Source organism: Shewanella sp. 125m-7 (genome assembly GCF_052977045.1).
The window spans coordinates 1-24,512 of sequence record NZ_JBRILQ010000055.1; the positions used below are offsets into that span (position 1 = coordinate 1).

13 protein-coding genes and 4 tRNA genes are annotated in these 24,512 nt (G+C 44.9%); 5 read left to right on the forward strand and 12 right to left on the reverse strand.

The window, feature by feature from the left end; translation table 11 throughout:
- Positions 1-827 precede the first annotated feature (827 nt).
- The 4 genes from ubiK to ACVBIL_RS18705 form a co-directional block, all read right to left on the reverse strand.
- Positions 828-1,082, reverse strand: a complete 255-nt coding sequence (gene ubiK / locus ACVBIL_RS18690; protein WP_202286714.1) for a ubiquinone biosynthesis accessory factor UbiK — start codon at positions 1,080-1,082, stop codon at positions 828-830.
- Between the two features lie 196 nt (positions 1,083-1,278).
- Positions 1,279-4,377, reverse strand: a complete 3,099-nt coding sequence (locus ACVBIL_RS18695) for a multidrug efflux RND transporter permease subunit (RefSeq protein WP_447168450.1) — start codon at positions 4,375-4,377, stop codon at positions 1,279-1,281.
- A gap of 15 nt (positions 4,378-4,392) precedes the next feature.
- The gene (locus tag ACVBIL_RS18700; protein ID WP_447168451.1) at positions 4,393-5,511 is read right to left on the reverse strand and encodes an efflux RND transporter periplasmic adaptor subunit; all 1,119 of its coding nucleotides are present in this window, start codon (positions 5,509-5,511) and stop codon (positions 4,393-4,395) included.
- A gap of 15 nt (positions 5,512-5,526) precedes the next feature.
- A complete protein-coding gene (locus tag ACVBIL_RS18705; RefSeq protein ID WP_447168452.1) occupies positions 5,527-6,153 on the reverse strand; it encodes a TetR/AcrR family transcriptional regulator in 627 nt (208 codons plus the stop codon).
- Positions 6,154-6,346: 193 nt separating this feature from the next.
- On the opposite strand from ACVBIL_RS18705, the gene rep reads away from it, so the two are divergent.
- A complete protein-coding gene (rep, locus tag ACVBIL_RS18710; protein ID WP_447168453.1) occupies positions 6,347-8,362 on the forward strand; it encodes a DNA helicase Rep in 2,016 nt (671 codons plus the stop codon).
- A gap of 59 nt (positions 8,363-8,421) precedes the next feature.
- Here the strand turns inward: rep and ACVBIL_RS18715 are convergent, their stop codons facing one another.
- Positions 8,422-11,049: a diguanylate cyclase domain-containing protein gene (locus ACVBIL_RS18715; RefSeq protein ID WP_447168454.1), complete on the reverse strand. Its 2,628-nt coding sequence runs from the start codon at positions 11,047-11,049 to the stop codon at positions 8,422-8,424.
- Positions 11,050-11,286: 237 nt separating this feature from the next.
- Between ACVBIL_RS18715 and ACVBIL_RS18720 the strand changes: the two genes are divergently transcribed.
- The 4 genes from ACVBIL_RS18720 (at position 11,287) to ACVBIL_RS18735 (ending at position 11,804) form a co-directional block, all read left to right on the forward strand.
- A tRNA-Arg gene (locus tag ACVBIL_RS18720) sits at positions 11,287-11,363 on the forward strand.
- Positions 11,364-11,402: 39 nt separating this feature from the next.
- Positions 11,403-11,478, forward strand: a tRNA-His gene (locus ACVBIL_RS18725).
- Between the two features lie 114 nt (positions 11,479-11,592).
- Positions 11,593-11,669, forward strand: a tRNA-Pro gene (locus ACVBIL_RS18730).
- A 58-nt stretch (positions 11,670-11,727) separates the two neighbouring features.
- Positions 11,728-11,804 (forward strand) — tRNA-Pro (locus ACVBIL_RS18735).
- A gap of 911 nt (positions 11,805-12,715) precedes the next feature.
- On the opposite strand, the gene ACVBIL_RS18740 is transcribed toward ACVBIL_RS18735, so the two are convergent.
- The 7 genes from ACVBIL_RS18740 to ACVBIL_RS18770 form a co-directional block, all read right to left on the reverse strand.
- Entirely contained in the window at positions 12,716-14,635 is a 1,920-nt protein-coding gene (locus ACVBIL_RS18740) for a bifunctional diguanylate cyclase/phosphodiesterase (protein WP_447168455.1), read from the reverse strand.
- Positions 14,636-14,643: 8 nt separating this feature from the next.
- Entirely contained in the window at positions 14,644-15,351 is a 708-nt protein-coding gene (locus tag ACVBIL_RS18745; protein WP_447168456.1) for a transglutaminase-like cysteine peptidase, read from the reverse strand.
- Positions 15,352-15,369: 18 nt separating this feature from the next.
- Positions 15,370-15,975, reverse strand: a complete 606-nt coding sequence (locus ACVBIL_RS18750; protein ID WP_447168457.1) for an OmpA family protein — start codon at positions 15,973-15,975, stop codon at positions 15,370-15,372.
- Positions 15,972-17,393 (reverse strand): TolC family outer membrane protein, encoded by a 1,422-nt coding sequence (locus ACVBIL_RS18755; RefSeq protein WP_447168458.1) that lies wholly within the window; start codon positions 17,391-17,393, stop codon positions 15,972-15,974. Before ACVBIL_RS18755 ends, ACVBIL_RS18750 begins: the two co-directional genes overlap by 4 nt.
- 31 nt (positions 17,394-17,424) lie before the next feature.
- Positions 17,425-18,807 carry an HlyD family type I secretion periplasmic adaptor subunit gene (locus ACVBIL_RS18760; RefSeq protein ID WP_447168459.1) on the reverse strand — a complete coding sequence of 461 codons (1,383 nt, stop codon included), beginning with the start codon at positions 18,805-18,807 and terminating at the stop codon, positions 17,425-17,427.
- The gene (locus tag ACVBIL_RS18765; RefSeq protein ID WP_447168461.1) at positions 18,807-20,921 is read right to left on the reverse strand and encodes a type I secretion system permease/ATPase; all 2,115 of its coding nucleotides are present in this window, start codon (positions 20,919-20,921) and stop codon (positions 18,807-18,809) included. The genes ACVBIL_RS18760 and ACVBIL_RS18765 overlap by 1 nt, the downstream gene beginning before the upstream one ends.
- A 159-nt stretch (positions 20,922-21,080) precedes the next feature.
- A partial coding sequence (locus tag ACVBIL_RS18770) for an Ig-like domain-containing protein (RefSeq protein WP_447168460.1) occupies positions 21,081-24,512 on the reverse strand: 3,432 nt, incomplete at its 5' end.

Consider the following 24,512-nt stretch of genomic DNA (forward strand, 5'->3'; position numbering starts at 1 on the left):
GTGTTTAACGGCCAGTTCGCTATCCCTAGCTCTCGCTTATTAGCACATGGCTTCGCCATATTCGCCGTGGTGAATAGTTTTTGTCCAATAACGAGTAGCGAACGCTGAAAGTATCGTATAAGCATACTTTTTAAAAAACACTAATCTCACCACGAAGCGCTGCGCTTTCACGAAGAACACGAAGGTAAAGATAAAAGGCTCTAACGGCTTAAGCTATTGCCTTTCTTCGTGGTGAGTAGCCTTTGTCCAAAAATGAGTTTTAAATAAGATTGTGGCTTTAGCCATAACTAAAAGCTCTCAGCTCATTACAAACTCACAGAAAACACCTATTCCCCATCGAAGTTGCCGAAGTACGTTGAAGAAATCGCGTGATGCCGACATGGATGTCGGCGTAGCTTTCGCGGGGGAGGATGCCCCATCGGAAGCGTTAGCTATTTATCCATAAGTGTGAGGCCCGTATCTAATGCATGTAACTTCGTCGGGGCGGCTCGGGTGATGCAAGAGGGGGAAGCTGTTGTCCCCCTTTTGCCCGTGTGTGAGCTGGAAGCTCACGACCTTTATCAAACGAAGTTTGATTGATTTGGCTTTAGATTTAGCTCAGCGGCAAGCGCCGACAAACTTTTGTCTAATTGTGAGTTACGCCAGCAACTGCTCGGCTGTACGCCTAGCCATGCTTTATCTTAGGTTCTGTAACGCGGAGTACTTGCGGCGATATCTTAGAATGGATGAAGAATATAAATAAAAAAGAGCATCTGAAAAGGTGCTCTTTTAGAATATTACTGATTTCGCCGCTCGTTGTGAGCCTGCGCTAAGCCAGTTTAGCTGTATTAGTCTGCTGCGTTTAACTTAGCTTCAAGTGCGTCAACTTGAGCTTGAAGTGCTTCAAGCTTCTCGCGGGTCTTGATCAGAACGTGCTGCTGCACCTCAAACTCTTCGCGCGATACCACGTCTAATTTTTGAAGTTGGTTTTGCAAAACTTGCTTGCTACGTTCTTCAAACTCGCCTGCAAATTGCTTTAATCCACTAGGAAGGTTTTCGCTCAATTGCTTAGCGACTTCTTCGATTTTTTTTGGGTTAATCATTGTCTGTATCCGCTCTAGTGCTTAATACTTTGTATGCCCTGATTGTACCTGAGGCAATTGATATTGCCAAAATAATCACCAGCTTTTACTGGGGTAACTTATTAGTATAAAAAATAGTATAAAAAATAGCATAAAAAGAGCCTGCGATTAACGCAGGCTCTTTAAGACTAGATACACAGAGTCTAACGCTTAGATACTAAGCGTGTGCTTTTGTCTCTTCAGTAGTGTTTATTGCTTCATCAAACACGGGTAGAGGTTGGTGCTTCTCTGCAAGATAGGTATAAATTACAGGTAGTACGAACAGGGTAAACACAGTACCAATGGCTAGCCCAGATACAATCACTAGGCCGATATTGAAACGGGCGACAGCACCCGCTCCTGAGGCAAATAACAGTGGGATTAGACCTGCTATCATCGCCGCCGTGGTCATTAAGATTGGACGCAGACGAATAGTTGCAGCGTGCTTAATGGCATCGACTTTACTTAAGCCATTATGTAGCTGCTCCTCTTTTGCCACCTCACACATCAAAATACCGTGTTTAGTGATAAGACCGACTAAGGTGATGAGTCCCACCTGGGTGTAGATGTTCATCGACGATAAGCCGAAAACATGGGTCCAACCCAAAGCAACCAAAGCGCCACTAATGGCGAGTGGCACCGAGACTAAGATCACCAGTGGATCTCTAAGGCTCTCAAACTGACTCGCTAGCACTAAGAAGATAATGGCCAGTGCCAAACCGAAGGTGGCGTAAAGCGCGGTGCCTTCGGTAACGTATTGGCGTGCTTCGCCTAGGAAGTCATAGCTATAACCTTTAGGTAGTTCGTTGTCGCCTATATTCTTTAGGAAGGCAATCGCATCACCAATGGCAACGCCAGGTGCAGCAACACCACCAACTGTAATCGCATTCATCTGATTAAAGTGCGGTAGTGAGCGTGGCTCTGACACGACTTCGATATCGACTAAGCTAGATAGCGGAATAGAACGACCGTCAGCAGCCGTTAAGTAGTAGCCTGCAAGCGCTTCTGGGTTAGCACGCAGTTTACGCTCAACTTGTGGGATCACCTCATAAGAGCGACCATCTAAGTTGATGCGGTTGACGTAGCCGTCACTCATCATGGTGGTCAATGTCAGTCCAATATCTTGCATCGTGATGCCGTAAGCACCTGCAACATCTCGTTTGATATGGACCTTCATTGAGCCTGAGTCGAACTTTAAGTTAACCTCTGAGTAGACGAAAAGTGGGCTTTTTTGCACTTTTGCAAGCACACCCGAACCAATTTGGAATAAGCTTTCAAACGAAGTTGAACTGGTAATGACAAACTGGATGGGAAGTCCACTCGACGCTCCCGGTAGCTCCGGCATCTGGAACGTAGTTACTGCCATGCCAGGGATATTTTTAACTTCTTTGCCAAAAAACTCCTGCATCTGCTTTTGGCTCTTATCTCGTTCACTCCAAGGTACAAGCGGTGCGATACCGAAAGCTTGGTTGGCATTGGGTACGCCGACAAAGGCCAGAGATGCTGCGGCTTCAGGTTGCGCGCTGATAATATCTGTCACTAACGTCATGTTTGCTTGGACATAATCAAGGTTGGCACTCGATGGTGCGGTGCCCATCATCATCACTACGCTTTTGTCTTCGTTGGGGGCTAGCTCAGATGGAATAAAGCTAAACATCACCGGCAGTGAGGCAAATACAATAACGGCAAAGGCTATCACTACAGGGCGTTTATCGAGTACCGCGGTCAGCATACTGTTATAGCGGCTGGTTAAGCCATTTAAGAAGGACTCTACACCATGCTCAAAACGGTTAGGTTTCGAATGTGGTTTTAAGATCTTCGAGCACATCATAGGTGACAAGGTTAGCGCTACGATACCAGAGATAAATACCGCACCTGCCAGCGTTAAGGCAAACTCTTTAAATAGGGAGCCGGTGATGCCGCCCATTAAGGCGATAGGAGCGTAAACGGCCGCAAGAGTAATGGTCATCGAAATAACCGGCACCGCGATCTCTCTAGTACCAATAATCGCTGCTCTAAAGGGTGTTTCACCGAGTTTTATATGCCGGTCGACGTTTTCTACGACCACGATGGCATCGTCCACCACTAGACCAATCGCAAGTACCATGGCTAGCAGTGTCATTAAGTTGAGGGTAAAGCCAAACATCTGCATGATGATAGCAACACCGATTAACGACAATGGGATGGTGACAATTGGAATGATAACGGCTCTGAACGAGCCTAAAAACAGGGTGATAACCACGATAACGATCAGTGCAGCTTCGCCAATGGTTTTAATCACTTCATTGATCGACTCGTCAATCGCGAGTGATGAGTCATACAGAATTCGCGCTTTCATCGAAATAGGCAGATTGCGAGTGATCTGTGGCATCATAGCGCGCGCATCGGCAGCGACGATTAACGGGTTAGCTGTAGGGGTAACGTCAAGCCCCACGACTACTGCTTCTTGTCCATCTGCTAGTGCACGATAAACGTCGTGACTCTTTTCTAGGTTCACATCGGCAATGTCGCCTAAGCGAATGACCATGCCATTTTTACTGCCAATAACCAGCTTTTCTAACTCTGCAACCGTGGCGACTTGGGTGTCAGCGGTACCATTGAGCAAGGTAAACGTATTGTTGGTTTGGCCAACCGCAGACTGATAGTTGTTGGCCTGCAGGACGCTCATCACATCGGTTGAAGATAGATTGAATGCCCCCATACGTGCCGGGTCTAACCAGATGCGCATCGCGTACTTGATACCGCCATACAGGTTAACTTTAGCTACGCCATCGATAGTGAATAGCTCTGGTTTAACCACACGCTCTAGATAGTCGGTGATCTGGCTTGAATTAATCTGCTCACTGTAGAAAGAGATGTAGAGGGCTGATGTTTGCGCCCCTGTCGACATATCTACCGTTGGATCTTCAGCTTCTTTCGGTAGCTGAGAGCGTACCGAGTTTACCTTTGCCAAAATATCGGCCAAGGCGCCATTGGGATCGGTGTTGAGCTTCATATAAACAGAGATTTTAGAGCTACCTAAAAAACTGTCTGAGGTGATGAAGTCAACGTTGTCGGCCTGGGCCAATGCTTGTTCTAGTGGCTGAGTAATAAAGCCTTGAATTAAATTTGAATCTGCACCGTAGTAGCTGGTGGTGACCGTGACTACGGTATTCGTCATTTCCGGATATTCCCGTACTTGCATGCTTTTGAGAGCATAGAAGCCGAGCAGCAAGATCAGGAAGCTAATTGAGACGGCCAGTACCGGCCTACGTATAAAGATATCAGTAAAGCGCATCGCCAAATCCTCCGCTTACAGCTGTGGTAATGTGGCTGGAGGGGTGAGTGCATCGTCCTCAGTCACTTTGACTTTACTGTTGTTGCTCAGGCGAACCTGACCAGAGGTAACGATAACGTCGCCTGGTTTAATCACGCCGCTGACTAATGCATTAATATCGTCACGTTCAAGTATTTTTACGTTTACTTGTTTTACGCGCTTAATTTGCTCGCCATTTTCTGTGACCTCTTCAACTACATAGACAGAATCACCGTATAGCGTAAAGCTGATAGCCGTTTGCGGTAATACAACTTGCTGGGTTAATTCTGGCAACATGATATCGACTTTAGCGAACATGCCGCTGCGAAGTTTTGCGTCGGTATTAGGGATCCGCGCTTGCACTTGGATCAAGCCGCTTTGGTAGAATACCGCTGGCTCGATTGCAGATATTTCGCCTTCAAATGGCAGCGTCGGGTAGGCATCCACATAAACGTGAACCTTTTGCCCTGTTGCTATGCGGGGGAGTTGGGTTTGCGGAATGGTAAAGCGAATTTTCATGCTGCTGATATCTTCAAGACGGACGATATCAGACCCCGTTTGTAAATACTCACCTAGGTTGACGTTACGAATACCGATTAAACCTGCAAATGGCGCTTTAATTTGACGGCGACCAATGGTTGCGCTCAAGCTTTCGCTATCGGCCATTAAAGTTAGATATTTAGATTGGCTATTATCAAGATCTTGCTTTGAAACCGAGTTTTGCTTGTAGAGCTTACTTAGGCGCTTAAAGTCAGCTTCTGCGGCAGGTAACTGCACTTGCTTGCTCTTTAGGTTGGCTTTTTCTACCTGAGAATCGAGATCCACTAACATTTGTCCCGCTTCAACTTTACTACCGTTTTCAAAACGAATAGCTGAAACAACACCTGCTAACTCATTAGAGATGGTGACCCCTTGATTAGGTTCGACAAATCCAATGGCATTAATCGTTGGTTGCCACTGACTTTCGGTGACATCCACGACTGTTACAGGGGCCACTGCTTCAGGCATATTAGCGATGGCGGTGGCGATCTTACCTTTTATAAAAAGATTAAAACCAATGACTGAACCAAAGGCCAGTACTGCGATGATGATCATCACCAGTGTCCACTTTTTCATGTCCTGATAACTCCTTTAGATTGTCGATGTTGTTGGAATTTGGATAGCTCGCCAGCATAGATCACAGGCGAGAGTAATATCTTTCGGTTGGTATTCAATAAGTCCGCGTCTGCAAGATCGTGCCATCGTCATCGCGGGCTCCATTGCTAATGCGTAAAGCATGCGTGGAGGTAATGCTTGGATTAACCCTTGGGCTTTTCCCTGTTCGAATAGTTGCTGCAGTGGCGCGAAAAGCTGCATCTCCAACTGGCGGATCTCTTGGGTATTGATCATCGGAAGATTGGCATATTGCTCGTAGCTTAAATTGGCTGGAGAGGGCTGTTTTCCGTAGTTGTACATTTTCATCCAGATACGTTTGAATCTTTGCTCAATCGTGCCTATTTGATTGTCTTCCAATATGGCGGTCGCAACTTGCGAAAGAACATCTTTTCTTAGCTCTAAGATAAGTTGGTCTTTATCTTTGAAATAGCGATAAATGGTGCCTGCGGCTACGCCTGCTTCAGTCGCAACTAGCTGCATTGATAGACCTTGAATACCACCTGTGGCGATAATTTTTTCAGCTGCGCGAAGAATAAGATCGTACTTATTGTGCATGATACCGCCTAAAATGAATGAACGTTCATTCATTAGTGTAATCTTCATCCAAAACCTTGGCAATAGAGAAGCGCAAATAACGTCGTCTGCAATGTGAATAAGCTCATAAGTACATTGATGAAAAATAGAGTTGCCAATAGACAGAGCGGAGATATTGTCGATAACTTTTCCGCTTGCAGGGGGCTTTCTGCTATCATTCCTACTTTAACGCCTTCCTTAATATCTTGGTTATAACGCACCCATGAAGCTCAATCCCGGACAAAATGATGCTGTTCACTATGTTAGCGGCCCTTGCTTAGTACTTGCAGGCGCTGGTAGTGGCAAAACCAGAGTAATTATTAATAAAATTGCTTATCTGGTGGAAAAGTGTGGCTATAAAGCCCGCAATATCGCAGCGGTAACCTTTACCAATAAAGCGGCGCGCGAGATGAAAGAGCGTGTGTCGAAGTCTATGGGACGTAAAGAAGCGCGTGGGTTATGGATCTCAACCTTCCATACTTTAGGCCTTGAGATCATTAAGCGTGAACATAAAGTTGTGGGCTTAAAGCCAGGCTTCTCACTGTTTGACGACCAAGATACCTTTGCTCTGCTAAAAGAGCTGACTCAAGACGAGTTAGATGAAGATAAAGATCTGCTTAAGTCATTAGCCAGCACCATTTCTAATTGGAAAGGTGATCTTGTTATTCCTGAGCAAGCTCGCAAACTTGCGAAGGATGAACAACAACAGTTGTTTGCCCTGCTTTATCAGCGCTATGCCCAACATATGAAGGCCTATAACGCACTCGATTTCGATGACTTGATCTTACTGCCGACGTTATTGCTTAGACAGAATGAAGAAGTACGCACTCGCTGGCAAACTCGTATTCAATACATGCTGGTGGATGAGTACCAAGATACCAACACCAGTCAGTATGAGATGGTGAAGCTACTTGTGGGTGAACGTGCGCGCTTTACCGTGGTAGGTGACGATGACCAATCGATTTATTCATGGCGTGGCGCTAAGCCGCAGAACTTGGTGCTATTGGGTAAAGACTTCCCTAAATTAAAATTGATTAAGCTCGAGCAGAATTATCGTTCGAGTCAACGTATCTTGCGCGCTGCCAACATCCTGATTGCTAATAACCCTCACGTTTATGAAAAGGCGTTATTCAGTGAACTGGCTTATGGCGAGCCAATACGGGTATTAATTGCGGCCAATGAAGAGCAAGAAGCAGAGCGAGTGATTGCCGAGATGATCCGCCATAAGTTTGTTGGCCGAACAAGTTACGGTGATTATGCCATTTTGTATCGGGGTAACCATCAGTCACGTTTACTCGAACGAGCGCTGATGACTAACCGTATTCCTTATAAGATCAGCGGTGGTACGTCTTTCTTTGGCCGCGCCGAGATTAAAGACATCATGGCTTACTTACGTTTAGTGGTGAACCCTGATGACGATAATGCCTTTTTGCGGATTGTTAACCTGCCTAAGCGCGGTATTGGTCCGGCAACGCTTGAGCGCTTAGGTAATTTTTCCAACAAGAAACAGATCTCTATGTTTGCGGCGATCTTCGAGGCCGACTTAAATCATGAATTACCGCCAGCGGCGATGTCGAGTTTATATGATTTTGGTCGTTTCGTGGTTGAAATGGGCGACTGCGCCGAACGTGGTGACCCTGTTGAAGCGGTTAAGCAGCTGATCCGTAAGATTAACTACGAAGATTATCTGTACGAGAGCAGTACTAGCGCTAAAGCTGCTGAAATGCGTATGAAGAATATTTCTGAGCTGTATCGTTGGGTAACCGAGATGCTGCAAGGCGATGATCTTGATGAGGGCATGACATTACCAGAGGTTGTGACTCGTTTGACACTGCGCGACATGATGGAGCGTAATAGCGAAGATGAAGGCGGCGATCAGGTGCAGCTAATGACACTGCATGCCTCTAAAGGTTTGGAGTTCCCTTATGTGTTTATGGTGGGGGCTGAAGAGCGTATTTTGCCGCATCAAAGCAGTATTGATGAAGATAACGTAGATGAAGAGCGACGCTTAGCCTACGTGGGGATCACCAGAGCGCAGAAAGAGTTGTGGTTTGTGATTTGCCGTGAGCGCCGCCAGTTTGGCGAAACGATCCGTTGTGAGCCGAGTCGCTTCTTGATGGAGTTACCTCAAGATGACTTGATCTGGGAAAATCGTAAACCAGTTCAAAGTGCAGAGCAGATGCAGCAATCAGGTAAGGCTAATATTGCTAACTTAAGAGATATGTTTAAAAACAAGTAATGGCGTTTTTGCTGCTAATGAATCGCTGTGCGCATGGGCTGTACCTGTTGGTATCAGTGTTATGCGCACACTTTAGTCGCTTTTTGATTCAGCTCTAGTTCAATCACTTGTCCTAGTGCGACACCTTGACCTTTACTAAAGCCGATATCTTGTAATATTTGGCAGTCTTGCAAACTACTCACTCCAACCGCAAACACATCGAGTTCTAGGGCCTGTGCGGCGCTAAAGTACGCTTTAACTAACTTCACATGCTGAGTGCTATCAAGATGATCAGCATAACTTGAGTCGAGCTTTAGCGCTTGTATGGGGAGGAAGGTGAGGCTGCTAACCGCGCTATGAGCACTACCGTAAGCTTCTATACCCAAATTGATATCAAGAGTGGCGAGGCTTTCGAATGCGCTAATGTGGTTATTGGTGTTCTGCACGAAAGACTTCTCATTAAAAAACAGCGTTAGTTTATTGGTATCGAAGCTACACTGCTTAAGCTTGTTTTTAAGTGCTCTTAGGGCGTGCTTATGGTTTAGGTGTTGGCTTGATATTGAGAGTTGTAGCTGCAAACTCTCACCATGTTTTTGGCGCATATGCGCTGCACTTTTGTTGACTTGTTGCAGTAGGTAATTATCGAGTTCAATAACCATATTGCAGTGCTCGGCAATATTATTTAGCTGCGCCTGTTTAACTTTGCCTAAGCTTGGGTGATGCCAGAATAATCTCGGTTCAAAAGCGATATTTTGTTTAGTCTCTAACGCCATTATCGGCAAGTAGCTTAATTGCAACTCGCCATTATTCATTGCACTTTTTAGTTCATTTTCGAGTCTAATATCTTTGATTTGCTGTTGGTTTACACCATGATTGAATATGACGTAACAGCCTTTTCCCTGCGATTTAGCTTGATACATGGCGGTGTCGGCATCGCGCAATATCGACTCACTGGTATCGGAACGGTTTTGGCCACTCATCGCCAAGCCTATACTGGCACTTGAATTGAAGTGTTGATTAACCAGTTGGTATGGGCGAGACAATTCGGCAAGCACTCTCTCTGCGACATCTTTAGCGTCTTGCTGGTCATTAATGCTATCGAGAAAAATAACAAATTCATCCCCGCCTAATCGGGCTAACATGTCATTGCTGCGGATACACAGGTTCAGCCGCTTGGCCGTTTCAATTAAAAATCGATCGCCCTCAAGATGGCCTAAAGTATCGTTAAGTAGCTTAAACCTGTCCATATCGATAAACAGTACTGCAAACTTTTCTAAGCTATGTCTACGAACATGTTTTATGGCTTGAGTTAGGCGATCCATAAACATAGAGCGGTTGGGTAAACCAGTTAAATTGTCATGCTTAGCGTCGTGAACTAATTGATGCTCAATACGTTTACGTTGTCCTATCTCTTTTTCGAGGTCGTTATTTACACTTGCTAATGCTTGTGTTCGTTGATTGACCTTATCTTCGAGTTGTTCATAACTGAGCTTAAGTGACTCTGCTGAGAGCTTCTTTTCTATCGCAGTTGAAATATGTTGGGAGACGAAAGTCAGTAGATCTAAGTCTTTCTCTTGGTAATGCTGATTATAGCTATAACTGTAAATCGTCAGTGCACCTCGGACTTCTCCTTGGATGACGAGTGGCACACCAATCCATTGATTAATCTCATGGGTGTCATTCAGTTCAGGCGCTTCACTGTAGAGCTCACCAGACTGAATGAGTGCGTTAATATCATTGCTATCAAGTAGCCTGGGTTTGTGATTCAGCAAGATATATTCGGTTAAGCCATCGCTTAATATGCGCGACTTAGGTGCAGGTAAGTCAAGCTGGGATACGAAGTATGGAAAGCTCAACGCATTACGTTGTTCGTTGAGTAATGAAATAAAGCAGTTATTAACTGGCAGTAGGTGACTAATGACGCGATGTATTTCGCCATAAAACTCTTGATTGTCGATGTTGGCGTTTGCCAAATCTGCAATCTCAAATAATGATTTTTGCAATCGCTCTGCTCTACGGCGCTCGTACACTTCTTGCTTGAGCTTGTTGTAGGCAATACTGAGTTCTTTTGTGCGAGCCTCGATGGCTCGTTCTAGTTGCTCTTGGTTTTCTAAACGCTGAATAACGCCTGAGATATGGTGACTAATGAAATTCATTAGCTCTATCTCCATCTCGCTATAGATAATATTTGGACTATAGCTCTGTACTACTAATACACCTATGGTGCTGTCGGCACTTTTGATAGGTGTGCCAATCCATTGATGACAATCACTACCACGGGCAGTGATCTGCTTTGACTTAATAAGCAGCTGAAAGGTCTCATCGTTGCAGATTAATGGTTGCTGAGTTTTGAGCACATAGCCAGTTAAACCGCTGTATAAAGTATCGGATAGATCTTCTTCGGGGTAGCAGTCATTCGGGTTAAGATCTTTTTCATCGAGGAAGAATGGGACTTCGATTCGTCCTGTTGTGGAATTCAGTGTGGCGATAAAAAAGTTGTCAGCAGGGATCAGCTTATTGATCGACTGATGTAGTGATGAATAAAATTCTGCTGGTGTGGTAACACTCGCCGCAAAGTTAGAAATATCTAACAATGCATTTTGAGTGATCTCCGCCCGCTTATATTTCAGCGCCAAGGCTTTTAAGCGAGTAATCCTTTTATGTAACCTCAGTGTGGTTTTAGACTGAGACGTTTGTTCCCTAAACATTGTCGTTCCGCCAATCGCTATTTTATAATTTGGTTAGGATTTAGACTAATCCATATTGATAACATGAAATAAGCTCACATCCAAGTCATTATTTTGACGCTTCTGGGTGGGTTGTGACAGAAAATTATACAGATCACTCAATTCTTGAGCGAACGAGCATAAAAACCATAAAAAAAGCAAAACAAGTGTAGACGGATGGGCGTTTTAAACCTACTATATGTCCCGCTAACAAGGCAGGCACCCATAGCTCAGCTGGATAGAGCGCACCCCTCCGGAGGGTGAGGCCGAGGGTTCGAATCCTTCTGGGTGCACCAGAATGGAAACGGCAGTTTTGTTAGTAGGAAATATCAGTGGTGATTGTAGCTCAGTTGGTAGAGTCCCGGATTGTGATTCCGGTTGTCGTGGGTTCGAACCCCATCAGTCACCCCATTTTCCTAACGTTTTAAAAGTAGTAAAGGCTCGGTGATTAGCGCAACTTGGTAGTATATCATGATTGTGTTAAGAAGTGGACCAGAGGGTGACCCTCTTTAAACATCTAAGACTCGGTGATTAGCGCAGCCCGGTAGCGCATCTGGTTTGGGACCAGAGGGTCAGAGGTTCGAATCCTCTATCACCGACCATATATATAAATAACGAGTTTACTCGATATTTAGCAAGTTAAGTAAGATAAAAGATTTTCGGTGATTAGCGCAGCCCGGTAGCGCATCTGGTTTGGGACCAGAGGGTCAGAGGTTCGAATCCTCTATCACCGACCACTTTTCGAAAAGCCTCTTGAGAAATCAAGAGGCTTTTTTCGTTTTTAAAAAGGTCCTAGGAAAAGCTGAGAGAGGTACTAGATCCTAGGAAACCTAAAGCTAAGACGAACGCTTCGCTGGCGGATAGCGCAACGTTTGCAAGCTCACTGACGGTAAAGTTGGAAAAGCAGATCCTAGGAAAGCATAAGCTGAGACGAACGCTTCGCTGACGGATAGCGGAACGCTCGCAAGCTCACTGACCGAAAGGCCGGACAAGATTTGGTTATTGTAGGTCGGGCTTTAGCCCGTCAATGAGGTTTTGATATCAGGTTTTAGAGAGCCTAAAGCTAAGACGAACGCTTCGCTGACGGATAACGGAATGTTTGCAAGCTCACTGACGGAAAGGCCGGACAAGATTTGGTTATTGTAGGTCAGGCTTTAGCCCGTCAATGAGGTTTTGAAATAAGATCCTAGGAAACCTAAAGCTAAGACGAACGCTTCGCTGGCGGATAGCGCAACGTTTGCAAACTCACTGACGGAAAGGCCGGACAAGATTTGGTTATTGTAGGTCGGGCTTTAGCCCGTCAATGAGGTTTTGAAATAAGATCCTAGGAAACCTAAAGCTAAGACGAACGCTTCGCTGACGGATAGCGGAATGTTTGCAAGCTCACTGAGGCAAAGACAGCAAAGCAGGGCCTAGAACCTAAGATCTATAAATGAAACTGAGAACGATATCTCAGGTTAACGAATTAGAAAATGGAAGGTTAGGGGAGATTCTTTAGAACCTAGGACCTAGGACCTATCTTTTCCGGCAGTTTCGGCTCTTACCGTCTTAGCCTTTTCCTATCCCTTAACCTTTAAAAGAAAAAAAGGTCTCCTAAGAGACCTTTTAACTATTTCATTTTTATCTAATGCATCTTTAACTATCGATGCTATTCGACTGCGATGGGCGGCGAGATAAAGCCCATATAAGCGTTAGTCTTTAATGGTTTGAAGCGTTTAAGCTGCGCTTCTTCCTCTATTCCCGTCGCTATCACTTCGATATCTAGTCCTTTCGCCACGTTAATGAGTGCGCGACATAGCTCACTGCTGTGCTCACTGTCATCGTAATAAGCGAAAGATTGATCCAGTTTGACGTAACTTGGGCGTAAGTTTTGTAAGTACGACATCGAGCCAAACTGGCGACCAAAGTGATCAATACCAAAGTGAGCTCCATTATCCCGAATGACAGCGCAAAGCGCCTGACAGGCTTCAGCGTCGCTATAAACAGCAGCTTCAGGTATATCAAAACAGATCCGTTCACGTAGTGGCGATGATCGTAGGAATTTATTAAGCCATTTATGGAACTCAGGGTCACCGATGCTTTGGAAAGTTAAATTAATCGCAATTGGCTCAAAGTTTCTCTCAAGTAGCTTCTTGTTATGGAGTGTCTCAATCAAGCACTTATCTAACAGACTACCCAGCGAGAGGAGTTCAACGTAGGGCATAAATTGCCCCGCAGGGACCATCTTGTCGTCTATTTGTAACTGACAATAGAGCTCTCTTTGTAAAATAGAGTCGGTGTTATTAAGTAAAATAGGCTGCCATTTAAACTTGAATTTACCTTCGGTGATCGCGCTACTCAAATGCTCTCGCCATTGCTCTCGAGTGAATAGCTGTTTTTCATTGGTCTCAAACCAATGGAACACCTTGTTTTCCTGTAACGATTTCTGCAGTGCATTATCAGCTTGCGCTAAGATATCGGTAACAGACATTTGGCCATTCCGCTCGGCAATACCAATGGCAAAACTTTCATTGGGTTTACAACCCGCCTTTGAAATCTCTTGATTAATGGTGCGGATCAGGGTTTGTAGGTATTTACTGGTTTGTTCATGCTCTGAACTAGTGATGAGAAAGGCAAATTCATAAGCTGCAATACGTGCGATCACTGAAGGCGTTACACCCTCTAAATGTTGCTTCATTTTGTCTGATAACAACTTGATGGTTTCGTCGCGGACCTGATAACCGTATTTACTGTGTACTTCTTCCAGCCAATCAAATTTGGCCATCATTAACGCGCCGCTTTTAGGCTCACTCAGCCAGCTATTTAAGCGCCCCATCATGTATTGGCGATTAGGTAGACCCGATACTTGATCGATAAGGTTTTTCTTTCTCAATTCACCCACTTCTTCATCGAGTGAATTAAAGATCTGTTTTAGCTGCTCAGACATGCTATTAAACGCTTGCACGACAGACTTTAGCTCTGCTGTTTTAGGCAGCTTCATATCAGGGCCAAATTTGCGGTTAGCTATCTCTTTCGCGTGCTGTGCTATGTCATGTAGCGGCTTTAAGATCCAGGTTAGGCCTAAACGGGCAAAGATGATTGCAAAAAGAAATAGAATGGAAAAAACAATGATGGCGTTGGTCATCGTACGCCAAAGCTCATGGTAGCCAAACCCTGGGTGAGCAGTGATTTCAAGGCGGGCTAACTGGATCCAACCTGAGGTTATTGTGCTTTCGCGTTTAATCGTTTTGAATAGATCTAAGTCGATAAACCACTGGGGAACGCCCTCAATTGTGACTGGGTTTTCCCATACCTGTTGTTTACCATCGACGAGCCAAGTGAGTTTAACTTGTTGATAGTAGCCTCCTTCGAAAATCACATTGATTAGTGTTTCTGCACCAACAATGTCACCCGCTTCGAGATCGGGTACTAGCATAATACCGAGTGAGTGACTGGTATTGTTGAGATCGGATTCCATCTGTTTGCTGAGAAAGCTTTGGGTTTCAGTAAACTGCACATAGCCTAAGCTTGCTACAACCAACAAAAACAGCACAAACAGTAGTGTGTATATCTGTCGAAACAGTGTCATCTTGTTAACTACTCCAGTTTTATCTTGGGTTGATTAAGGCGTTCTACACCCAAGCGATGTTTTAGGTCATTCCACTTTGCAAGTTTAGATGAGGAACCTGCTAGAACACCTCGTCCTTTTTCTTTATTTAGCCACAGCTGTCGACCGTTAAAACTATAGACAGGTAGCAGGTCTTTTCTTTGAGTCGCGGGCTTAATTTGTTTATCAAGATTGTCTAAAACGAGGGGGACTGAAGAGGGGGTTTCATAGTAGGCGAGTACCATATGGTACTGATTTACGCTGGTTGCTTTAACCATGGTAATGCGCAATTTATCCTCAGAAACACCGAGTTGAAGCAGTGTAAAGTATTTTGCGATTGAGAAGTCCTCACAGTCGCCACCACTGACTCCAATAAACTCCATGGGCGTTGCCCAGTAGTTTTTATTTCCCCAAAGTTTTATGTCATCGATAAAATGAAATAGGTTAAAAAAATTATTAACCATCAGTATCTTATCGCTTTCTTGTAAGTCCTTAGCTTCATCTAAAATCTTAAACCATGCCCTAATCCTCTTACCCGCACGTTCGCCATATTGCGACTCAATTGTTTGGGTAATATGGACCGCATCTAACTTTTGAACCGGAGTAGCATAAAGACAAGAGACGGACAGAGCTAATACCGTCAACTTGAATTGGCAGACTTTTCGTATTCTTTTTAATTGATAAAGTCTGCCAACCATGGTGCTCCGTTATTGCTACTACTTAACTTCTTGGTCTACCGTGTAGATGTGCCACTTCATATCTGCAGTGGTGTCATCACCTGTAAGTTCAGCGATAACACGACGATTTACCTTATGAGCCGATGCCGTGTGAGTTGGGTCAATCGGGCGATCGAAGCTATAACCTATAGCACTAAGCCTACCTGAATCAATACCAAAACGCTCAGCAAGCAAAGAACTGACTGCATTGGCACGGTTTTGAGATAGTGTTTGGTTATGCTCATGGCTTCCTGTCTTACTGCAGTGTCCCTCAATGACAGCTTGGGTGTTCGGGTAATCGCGCATAAAGGTTGCGATAACTTCGACCTGTGGATAATACTGAGGGTCGATATAGTAAGAGTCATTGGCAAACAGAACTTTAAGCTCCTGACGCTCATTAATCGGCTTGATCTTACCGCAACCATAATTATCAATCGTTGCACCTAATGTTGTTTCTGTGCAGCGCTCTCTGGCAACAATAACACCATCATGGTCTACATCGCTAAGATCGTTAACTTGCGTTGCTGGTTGATCCATAGTGGCAATGTCACGCATTGAGCAGCCGCCAAGAATGGCGATACTTAATAAAAATATTATGGTCTTCATTGTGGGACTCCTCCTTCGTAGTCTCTTTCACCTTGCCAAACATCAGGTCTGGTCACGCGCAGTGAGTTGAGTAACTGGCCTGTGGCATTTAATACACGATACTGGGCAATGATTTCGTCATACTCAGATGCTAAGTAATCTTTTCTGGCTTCAAAAAGCTCGTTCTCTGTATCGAGCAGATCTAATAAGCTACGCTGACCTAAGTTAAATTGCTGGCTATAAGCGACTTGAGTGTCTTTGGCTGCTATTACGTGCTCTCGGATATACATTTTTTGTGGCGTCAGCAGTTCGTAGGCATTCCAGGCTAAATTCACGCCTTCGACTACTTGTCTGTGGGCACGTTGGCGGATCTCTTTCGCTTCACCCACTTTATACGCAGCTTCTTTCTCTCGAGCGAGATCGCGACCACCGGCGAATAGGTTGTACTTGAGGCGCACCATGGCAACGAGGTCATTGTTATGGCCTCCAACATCAGTTTGGAAAGCACCTAAACCAGATATACCGTCTTCACCATCCAAATTGTTGTTCCAATTACCATCAAGCTCTAAGGTAACCTTTGGGTAGTAATTTGATTGAGCGGAATCTTTCTCATTTTCGGCTGCATTGATATCGCTAGTTGCAGACTTAAGAATAGGGTGGTTATCTTGGGCCATCATAATACTGGTGCTAAGATCTGCAGGCAGCATGTCTGCATCAGGTACTGGTACTATCATGTCTTCAGGTTGTTGCTCAACGATGCGAACAAACTGAGATTTAGCATCGTAAAAATTGTTACGTGCAGAGATAACGTTAGCGTTAGCACGCGCTAAGCGGCCAGTGACCTGCGATAAATCTGCCGTAGAGCCTAGGCCAGAATCGGTACGTTGCTTAATTTGCTCATAGATATCTTTATGGCTTTGAAGGTTTTTCTCCGCCAAAGTCAGTACCTGTTCGCTACGAATATAGTTGATATAGACTTTTGATACATCTAACGCCATATCTTCGGCTGCAGCAAAGAGCGCCCATTGTTCAGCACTCGCTTCGAAGCTATATCTATCAACTTCACTGCTAGTATAGAAACCATCAAACAGCATCTGCTTGATGCTAAAACCCGCTTCACCGCGATCTAGTTCAATGACACCATCGCTATTTACATCGCCTTGATTTACACGTCGACGAGTCGATGGGCTATTGGTTTGCTCCCAGCCATAACCTGCACTGATATCAACCGTAGGCATATAGCCCGCTACAGCTTGATTGACTTGCTCTTCTCGCGCTTTAAAGCGGTTGAATGCTATTTTTATCTCTGGATTGGTATCCAGTGTGTGTGCTACCGCTTGCTCTAGCGTTTGGCTAGAAGCTGATGCCGGTATTATCAGCGCGCTGACAGCTAGTGCGAGTGCACTGCGCTTTAACTGCCGTATTGTGCTGCTATCCATGTTAACCCCTCCTGGTCGTTTTTTATCGGGCTTAACGCTCCCTGAGCGCCGTATCTTTAGCCCGTAATATTGGATTAAGTATGTACTCTAAAACGGATCTTTGCCCTGTAATGACATCAACCGAGGTTAACATCCCTGGTATGATAGGCATTTGGGTGCCGTCGTCCTTGGTTAAGCTAGAAAACTCTGTTCTAACTTTCACAATATAAAAGCTATTTCCCTCTTCATCTTGAGTGGTATCGGCACTGATATGCTCGACTACGCCATTTAAGCCACCATAGCGGGTAAAGTCATAAGCGGTGACTTTGACTACAGCGGGTAAACCTGGATGTAGGAATGCGATATCCTTAGGGACAATTTTAGTCTCAATCAATAGCTTGTCTTCAGATGGCACGATTTCTATGATGTCTACACCGGGCTGAACGACGCCACCTAGGGTATTGATATGCACTGTTTTGACTGTGCCATTGACTGGTGAGACTATCTCGGCTTTGCTGACTTTATCTTGTGCGCCGACTTGCGCCTCGTTCATGCGTGATAGCTTTGTTTGCATCTCGTTTAGTTGCGCGCGGGTGTCTGCCGCGTATATAAGCACTGACTCGCGCCTTTTAAGAATTGCTTCATCCATGGTGGACTTTACTTTAGGACGCAGCAGGCGCAGTGAAGATAGCTCGCCTTGAATATCGTTGACGACGCGTTGTAGCTTTAATAGCTCGACTTCAGGCACAATGCCTTTTTCTGCTAACGGCCGGGTGAGCTCAAGTTCTCGTGACACCAATTGGAAGCTGGTTGTGAGAGTTCTAATTTTTGACGCTAGCTCTTGGATCTCTTGATTTCGTTGTTGGATCTGTCTTGCTTGAATTTCGAGTTGGTTGCTCAAGTTATCGAGACGACCTACATACTCTGCACGTTGACGGCTTGTCAGTTCAGGCTCGTTTTCTTCTAGATTTGACGAGAATATTAAAGCCTGAGGGGAAATTTTTACCTGCTCGCGCCAGTCATTAGTGATTGCTGAGATAGTGATACTATTGAGCTCTGCATTTAAACGGATCACGTTAGCTTGTAAGCTATTGACTTCTTGCTCTTGCTGGGCAAAATCAGACTGAAAACGGGTTGCATCGATGCGAACTAGAGGCTGGCCCTTAGTGACGATGAAGCCTTCTTGGACGTACATCTCTTGTAAGATCCCGCCATCTAAACTTTGAATAACTTGCACTTGGGAAGAGGGAATAACTTTGCCCATACCTGTGGTCACTTGATCGAGTTCTGCAAAATAGGCCCAAATTAGAAAGGTAATGGCCAATGCAGATAGTGCCCAAATGATTAATCTATGGCTGGTTGGTGCATCAGTCATCATCGCACCGTAAACGTCATCGACCATCTCTAAATCATGCGTGGTTAAGTGCTTACTCATTACTTTGCTGCTCCCGCTAATAAGCCGTCATTAAGCTTCTTAAGCACCTCGGCTTTAGGGCCATCGGCAACAATGTGGCCACGATCCAGGACTATGATGCGATCGACGAGGTTGAGTAGGTGCATCTTATGGGTAATAAGCAGCAGGGTGCGGTCTTTACTGACATTATGCATAGCATTAATAAACTGTTTCTCTGCTCGAGCATCGAGACTCGCTGTTGGCTCATCCATTAACAATACCGGCGGGTCATTCAATGTTGCACGGGCTAGGGCAATGGTTTGTCGCTGTCCGCGAGAGAGCTCTCGGCCACCTTCACCCACTTGCTGATCTAGGCCTTCGGCTTCTAGGTTAGTAAATAAATTCACTCCAGAAAGCTGCACGGCTCGGATCAATTGGTGCTCAGATACTTGGCGGGTACCAAATAAAATATTGTCGCGAATCGTGCCATGAAACAAAGTGATATCTTGCGGCAAGTAGCCGAAGTTTCGTCTTAAGTCGCTAGGATGGATCTGCGCAGAATCGATACCGTCATAGGTTAAGCTGCCTTTAGTTGGCTGGTATAGGCCGACTAATAGTTTGGCTAAGGTACTTTTACCGGAACCGTTGCGACCAATGATCGCTACACGTTCACCGGGAGCGATATTTATCGATAATGGGTGCAGTATGGGGCGCTCTGAACCGGGATAGCTAAAACCGATATGGTGCGCGGTTATTTGACCTAATAAACGTTGTCGACTAACAAGGTGGCCTTTGTTTTCAAATTCATCTTCTTGCGTCATCAGCTCATCAAGTTGACGCAGGGCACTAGCAGTTTGATTCCCACGGGTCATTAGGCCTGCAAGTTGTGCCATGGGAGAAATTGCGCGGCTAGATAAAATCACCGCAGCAATGATGCCACCCATGGATATTTCATTTTCAGAGACTCGGTATACCCCTAAAATTACCACAAAAATAACGGAGGTTTGCACTACAAATGTCGCCACATTGGTCACAGAGGTAGTTATTTTTTTGCATTTCAGTTGCCAGTTCGCCGTATGGCCAATCATCTGTTGCCAGCTTTTCTGCACTAGACCTTCGGCGCCGCTGGATTTAATCGATTCAATTGAGGCTAGTGACTCGATTAAGTGGCCGTGCTTTAGGCCTGAAAACTTGTTGCTCTCGTCAATTGCAGCCTTAAGCTTTGGCTGCATAATCAAGGTATAGCCAATAATGATGAAGCTACCGATAAGCGGGATAACGGCGAGATCGCCGGCAACAAGATAGATAATGGTTAAGAAAAACAGCGCGAAAGGCAGATCGACCAAGGTTGTGATGGTCGCAGAGGTGAGGATATCGCGAATACTGTCGAACTCACCGAGCTGCTTGGCCATGCCACCGACGCTAGGCGAGCGCTTTTCTAGTGGGATACCGATGGCCTTGGCAAAAAGCCGAGACGATACGATGATGTCAACTTTCTTACCTGCAACGTCAATAAGGTAGCTTCTTAATTGGCGCATGATTAAGTCAAAAATATAAGCAATACCGGCACCTATCGCCAGTACCCATAAAGAGTCGAATGCCAAATTCGGTACGACTTTATCGTACACATTCATAATAAATAACGGTGACACTAGGGCAAATAAGTTAACCAATACCGATGCGATAAGGGCATCTCGGTAAATGGGGGCTGAGTCTTTAATTGTTTGTAGTAACCAGTGGGATTTGTTCTCGTGTAGATGAACATCTAAGCCCATATCACCACGATATTCTTGCTTCACTAAAAACAGATAGCCCACATAGAGTGCTTCGAGCTCTTCAATCGAAAGCGTTTCTTTGCCGCCGGTTTCAGGTAGCTGGATAACCGCTTTATCTTGTTCGATATCAAATTCACGCAGTAAGCAGGCTTTCTTGTCTTTTAGCAATAAGATGCAGGGCAGCAGGATAGGGGATATTTCGTTTAATCCCTTGCGCGACAACTTAGCCGCTAGTCCGGCGCGACTGGCAGCTTGAGGCAATAATTCTGGTGTTAATACGTGTCCTTGCATAGGCAAGCCTGCTGCCAGCGAGTCGCTGGAGCACGGGCTACCGAAATGCTCGGTGAGTAACACTAAACTGTCTAGCAGTGGGTCGACCATCACTCGTTGAGAGGCTGAAATCGTCCATTGCTCAGTGTTCTTAGAATCTGAAACTGACACCTTGGGGACTTATCCTTAAGATTTTATTATTTATATTTATTATTAAAAGTATCGAACATAGTGACCAGTTTTGCCACTGGCCACTAAGTTGCTTCTTTTCTATGGCAGCATAGCAAAGCTATTTGGATTCAATTGTTCATCTAAAGGTTCGGGGCCATTAACCGCCTGAGTCGCTGCGGCACCAGATGACGTGCTGACGATAAGTGGGCCGTCTCCATTACTACCTAATAGTCCAGATATAATGTCGGCCTCATTACTACCGAACTGACCAATTAGGTCGACACCATCGAGCACAATGTGTTGATCAAAACCGCCATCCCCATCAGTATCAATATTGATACTGGTAGAGCCATTCTCATCTGTAAAGCTCAGGTGTTGAGCAAGTTCACTGACAGTATCACCTTGCAGGATATCGCTTAAATCAAGCTTATCTTCAGCTAAGTCAAAGTCGGTAATATGGTCGGTGGTATCAGAGCCATCTACTGAACCACTGGTCCAAACGAACGTATCCGCTCCTTCATTACCTGTCATTTCATCGTCCCCTAGACCGCCAATCATCGTATCTGCACCCAGACCACCGATTAACTCATCATTACCACCTTGACCGAATAAGGTATCGTTACCTTCACCACCGTTTAAGATATCGTTGCCATCATTGGCATCTGATATATCAAATTCATCAATATGAGTACTGATGTAACTATGGATATCTTGCAAGTCAATACTGCCAGTATCTGTTCCGGTTTTTATTGCTACATAGTTCTGTAAGGCTGTAAATCCTTGGCCAGTAATATTATCTAATTGGACAAGGTCGCCAAAGATAATATCATTGCCTTCTCCACCTAGTGCGTCGTCTCGCCCTTGAGTTAGTTCGACTGTATTCCCCAAAATAACACTTGCAAGATTACTGACATCAACAGCGGCCTGAACGTTTCCGTCTGTGTCATAAAGCTTAAGTACATCAGTTGTAACACCACTTCCAATACCAATGGCATTAACAATAGAAACTGCATTTAATAGACTGAATTGATGCAAGCCTAAATCACTGTGCTCGTCGTCATATTTCAATGTATTACCATCTTGTTCGATGCTGCCTATTTTTTCATGAACATCGGTATAGACTGAATATACATTACCGTCAGAATCGACCAACACCTTGCCATTTAACGTGATAGTGTCACCAAAACTATAAGAGTTAGCGTTTAGTACTTCACTTAAAGTTAGGAAGTTACCCGTTTGAGAATCTACTCCAACATATAGAGTATCTATTTCACTATGAGTATGCGTTGTTGGTTGGCCGTCTGTAATGAAGAATGTTTGGTTGTTGGCACCATTACCAGCAATGTCGGCGCTATCAAACCACTCTATGACGCTCTCAAATGATGCTTCATAATTTGTGTTTCCGCCTGCACTAACTGCATTAACCGCTGCGAGTAACTGCGTAAGTGCCGCTTGAGAATCACCGTTAGATAAATCGACTGAAATATTTGTCTTAGTATTTGCTGCGAAATCAACAAACAGCACATTGACTGTGCCAGCATGCTCGCCATTAGCACTATTGAATAGCGTGTTGAAAACAGTGGTTAATTGCGTTTTTGCTTGAGTGATTTCGTCAGACATACTGCCAGAAGAGTCGAGGATAAAGGCCAGATTATAATCTTCACCAGCAACAATCTGTAAGCCGCTAGTGTCACTAACGATAATGTCGTGGTTATCACTACCTTGTAAAGTGTTGTTGCCGTCGGTACCGCCCACAAAACCGTAATCTCGAGTCTGCACTACATCGAAGTTTACACTCGCCGTATCGCTGCCACCCTGGCCGTCACTGATGGTATAGGTAAAGCTAGTCGGTACAGTCTGCGAGCCATCATGGGTATAGCTAAAGCTACCATCTTGGTTGATGGTTAGGCTGCCATCTTTAACAGACACAGTTGCTGTGCCATTAACAAATGTCAGCTCTACGCCATCGATATGGGTAATGCTTAGAGGATTGCCATCGATATCGGAGTCAACACCACTGCCATTTGTACTGTCATTATCATTATCGTCAGTGATGATGTTACCAGTAATGGTTTCGCTCTCATTAACTTGGTAGCGATTAGCAAACGCTTCTGGAGCGTCATTGGTACCAATAATATTAATGGTGACAGTGGCGGTATCAGTCGCGCCGTGCTCATCGGTAATGGTGTAGGTAAAGGTTTCTTTAGTAACCTCTCCTGCGGCGAGAGATGCAAAGGCGCCATTGGTATCGTAGCTGTAAGTTCCATTAGCATTGATTGTGAGCTTTGCGCCACTATCTAAGATAATTGTGCTACTAGCCTGGATCCCTTGACCATTAACTGCCGTGATAGAGAAAGAGTCAGTATGTTGATGGTTATGACCATTAGTATCATGGTCTAAATCGGTATCGTTCCATAATAAGCCCTCTTCGATAGATGATGCGGTTAGTACTTCGCCTTCATTTACGACTAGTGCATCGCCGCCTAATTCAGGACCTGAAACGACAATTGAAGTCAGGTAATAGTCAGATGAATCTCCACCAGGATTAGCCTGGGACTCTTCATCTACAGTGTAAGTTGCTTCAAATACTAACGTATCGAATACCAAGTTGCCGGTATCTATGCTGAACTCGCCGCTATTGCTGCCTTCAGTCTTGAAAGTCTCCATTGCAACGAGTTCGCCTTGATAATAAGCCTTCCATACGCCCTGTTCACCGCCTTCCTCGGTATGGAACATGTTGCTTACATTAAAGGTTGCCTTATTGACTAGGCCATTAAAGCTAAAGACTAATCCTTCAGATTGACCCGTTTCAGCGTTGAACTCTATCTGTTTTTCTGTTGCACCGCTTGTTCTTGGGGTGCCTGAAACGCCTAATTTATTAGCGTCACTTGAGTAGTTGACGACGCCTGTTGAGCCATCTGCATTTATCGCACTGATAGTAAATAGTGGATTTTCTTGAGTGCCATTTTCGGTCCCCCAGTTATCGCTAGAACTAGCACTGGCGCTAAATGAGCTACCTTGAGCATCATCGTTGGCATCGACAGTGTTGATCGCTGCCGTATCACTTCCAGGGCCGGACTCGTTACCAGCAAGATCAGTTTGAGTCGCTTCAACAGTAATGCTTGATGTTTCATTTGGTGTCTCTTCAGACCACGTAATCACTCCATTATCGTAACTAAATTGGCTGGTAGCGGTTGAAGACGCACCTGTAACAATCAACTCTCCAGTAGCACTTAAGCTAAGAACAACAGTCGATATGGAGGTGCCATTAGTGATGTTGAGAGAAACTGAACCGCCTGCTAATAAGTCTGTATGATCAACTTCCACCTTTAACTGGATGTTCGCGCCACCACTGACTATTTCATCAGGATTTAACCAACCATCGCCAGGATTTGTATTACCGATAACAGGGTTACTGTCATCAACAATCAGTACCTTTGGTGCATTTGGGGCGGTATCATCGATGGCATTGACATCGACGTTGACGGTGATCGGCTCGGAGACGTTGCCTTCAGCATCGTTGATGGTGTA

Excerpts from the sequence above, each read along its gene's own strand:
- ubiK (WP_202286714.1), bottom strand. The coding sequence starts at position 1,082 with ATGATTAACCCAAAAAAAATCGAAGAAGTCGCTAAGCAATTGAGCGAA.
- ACVBIL_RS18695 (WP_447168450.1), bottom strand. The coding sequence starts at position 4,377 with ATGCGCTTTACTGATATCTTTATACGTAGGCCGGTACTGGCCGTCTCA.
- ACVBIL_RS18700 (WP_447168451.1), bottom strand. The coding sequence starts at position 5,511 with ATGAAAAAGTGGACACTGGTGATGATCATCATCGCAGTACTGGCCTTT.
- ACVBIL_RS18705 (WP_447168452.1), bottom strand. The coding sequence starts at position 6,153 with ATGAAGATTACACTAATGAATGAACGTTCATTCATTTTAGGCGGTATC.
- rep (WP_447168453.1), top strand. The coding sequence starts at position 6,347 with ATGAAGCTCAATCCCGGACAAAATGATGCTGTTCACTATGTTAGCGGC.
- ACVBIL_RS18715 (WP_447168454.1), bottom strand. The coding sequence starts at position 11,049 with ATGTTTAGGGAACAAACGTCTCAGTCTAAAACCACACTGAGGTTACAT.
- ACVBIL_RS18740 (WP_447168455.1), bottom strand. The coding sequence starts at position 14,635 with ATGACACTGTTTCGACAGATATACACACTACTGTTTGTGCTGTTTTTG.
- ACVBIL_RS18745 (WP_447168456.1), bottom strand. The coding sequence starts at position 15,351 with ATGGTTGGCAGACTTTATCAATTAAAAAGAATACGAAAAGTCTGCCAA.
- ACVBIL_RS18750 (WP_447168457.1), bottom strand. The coding sequence starts at position 15,975 with ATGAAGACCATAATATTTTTATTAAGTATCGCCATTCTTGGCGGCTGC.
- ACVBIL_RS18755 (WP_447168458.1), bottom strand. The coding sequence starts at position 17,393 with ATGGATAGCAGCACAATACGGCAGTTAAAGCGCAGTGCACTCGCACTA.
- ACVBIL_RS18760 (WP_447168459.1), bottom strand. The coding sequence starts at position 18,807 with ATGAGTAAGCACTTAACCACGCATGATTTAGAGATGGTCGATGACGTT.
- ACVBIL_RS18765 (WP_447168461.1), bottom strand. The coding sequence starts at position 20,921 with ATGGTCGACCCACTGCTAGACAGTTTAGTGTTACTCACCGAGCATTTC.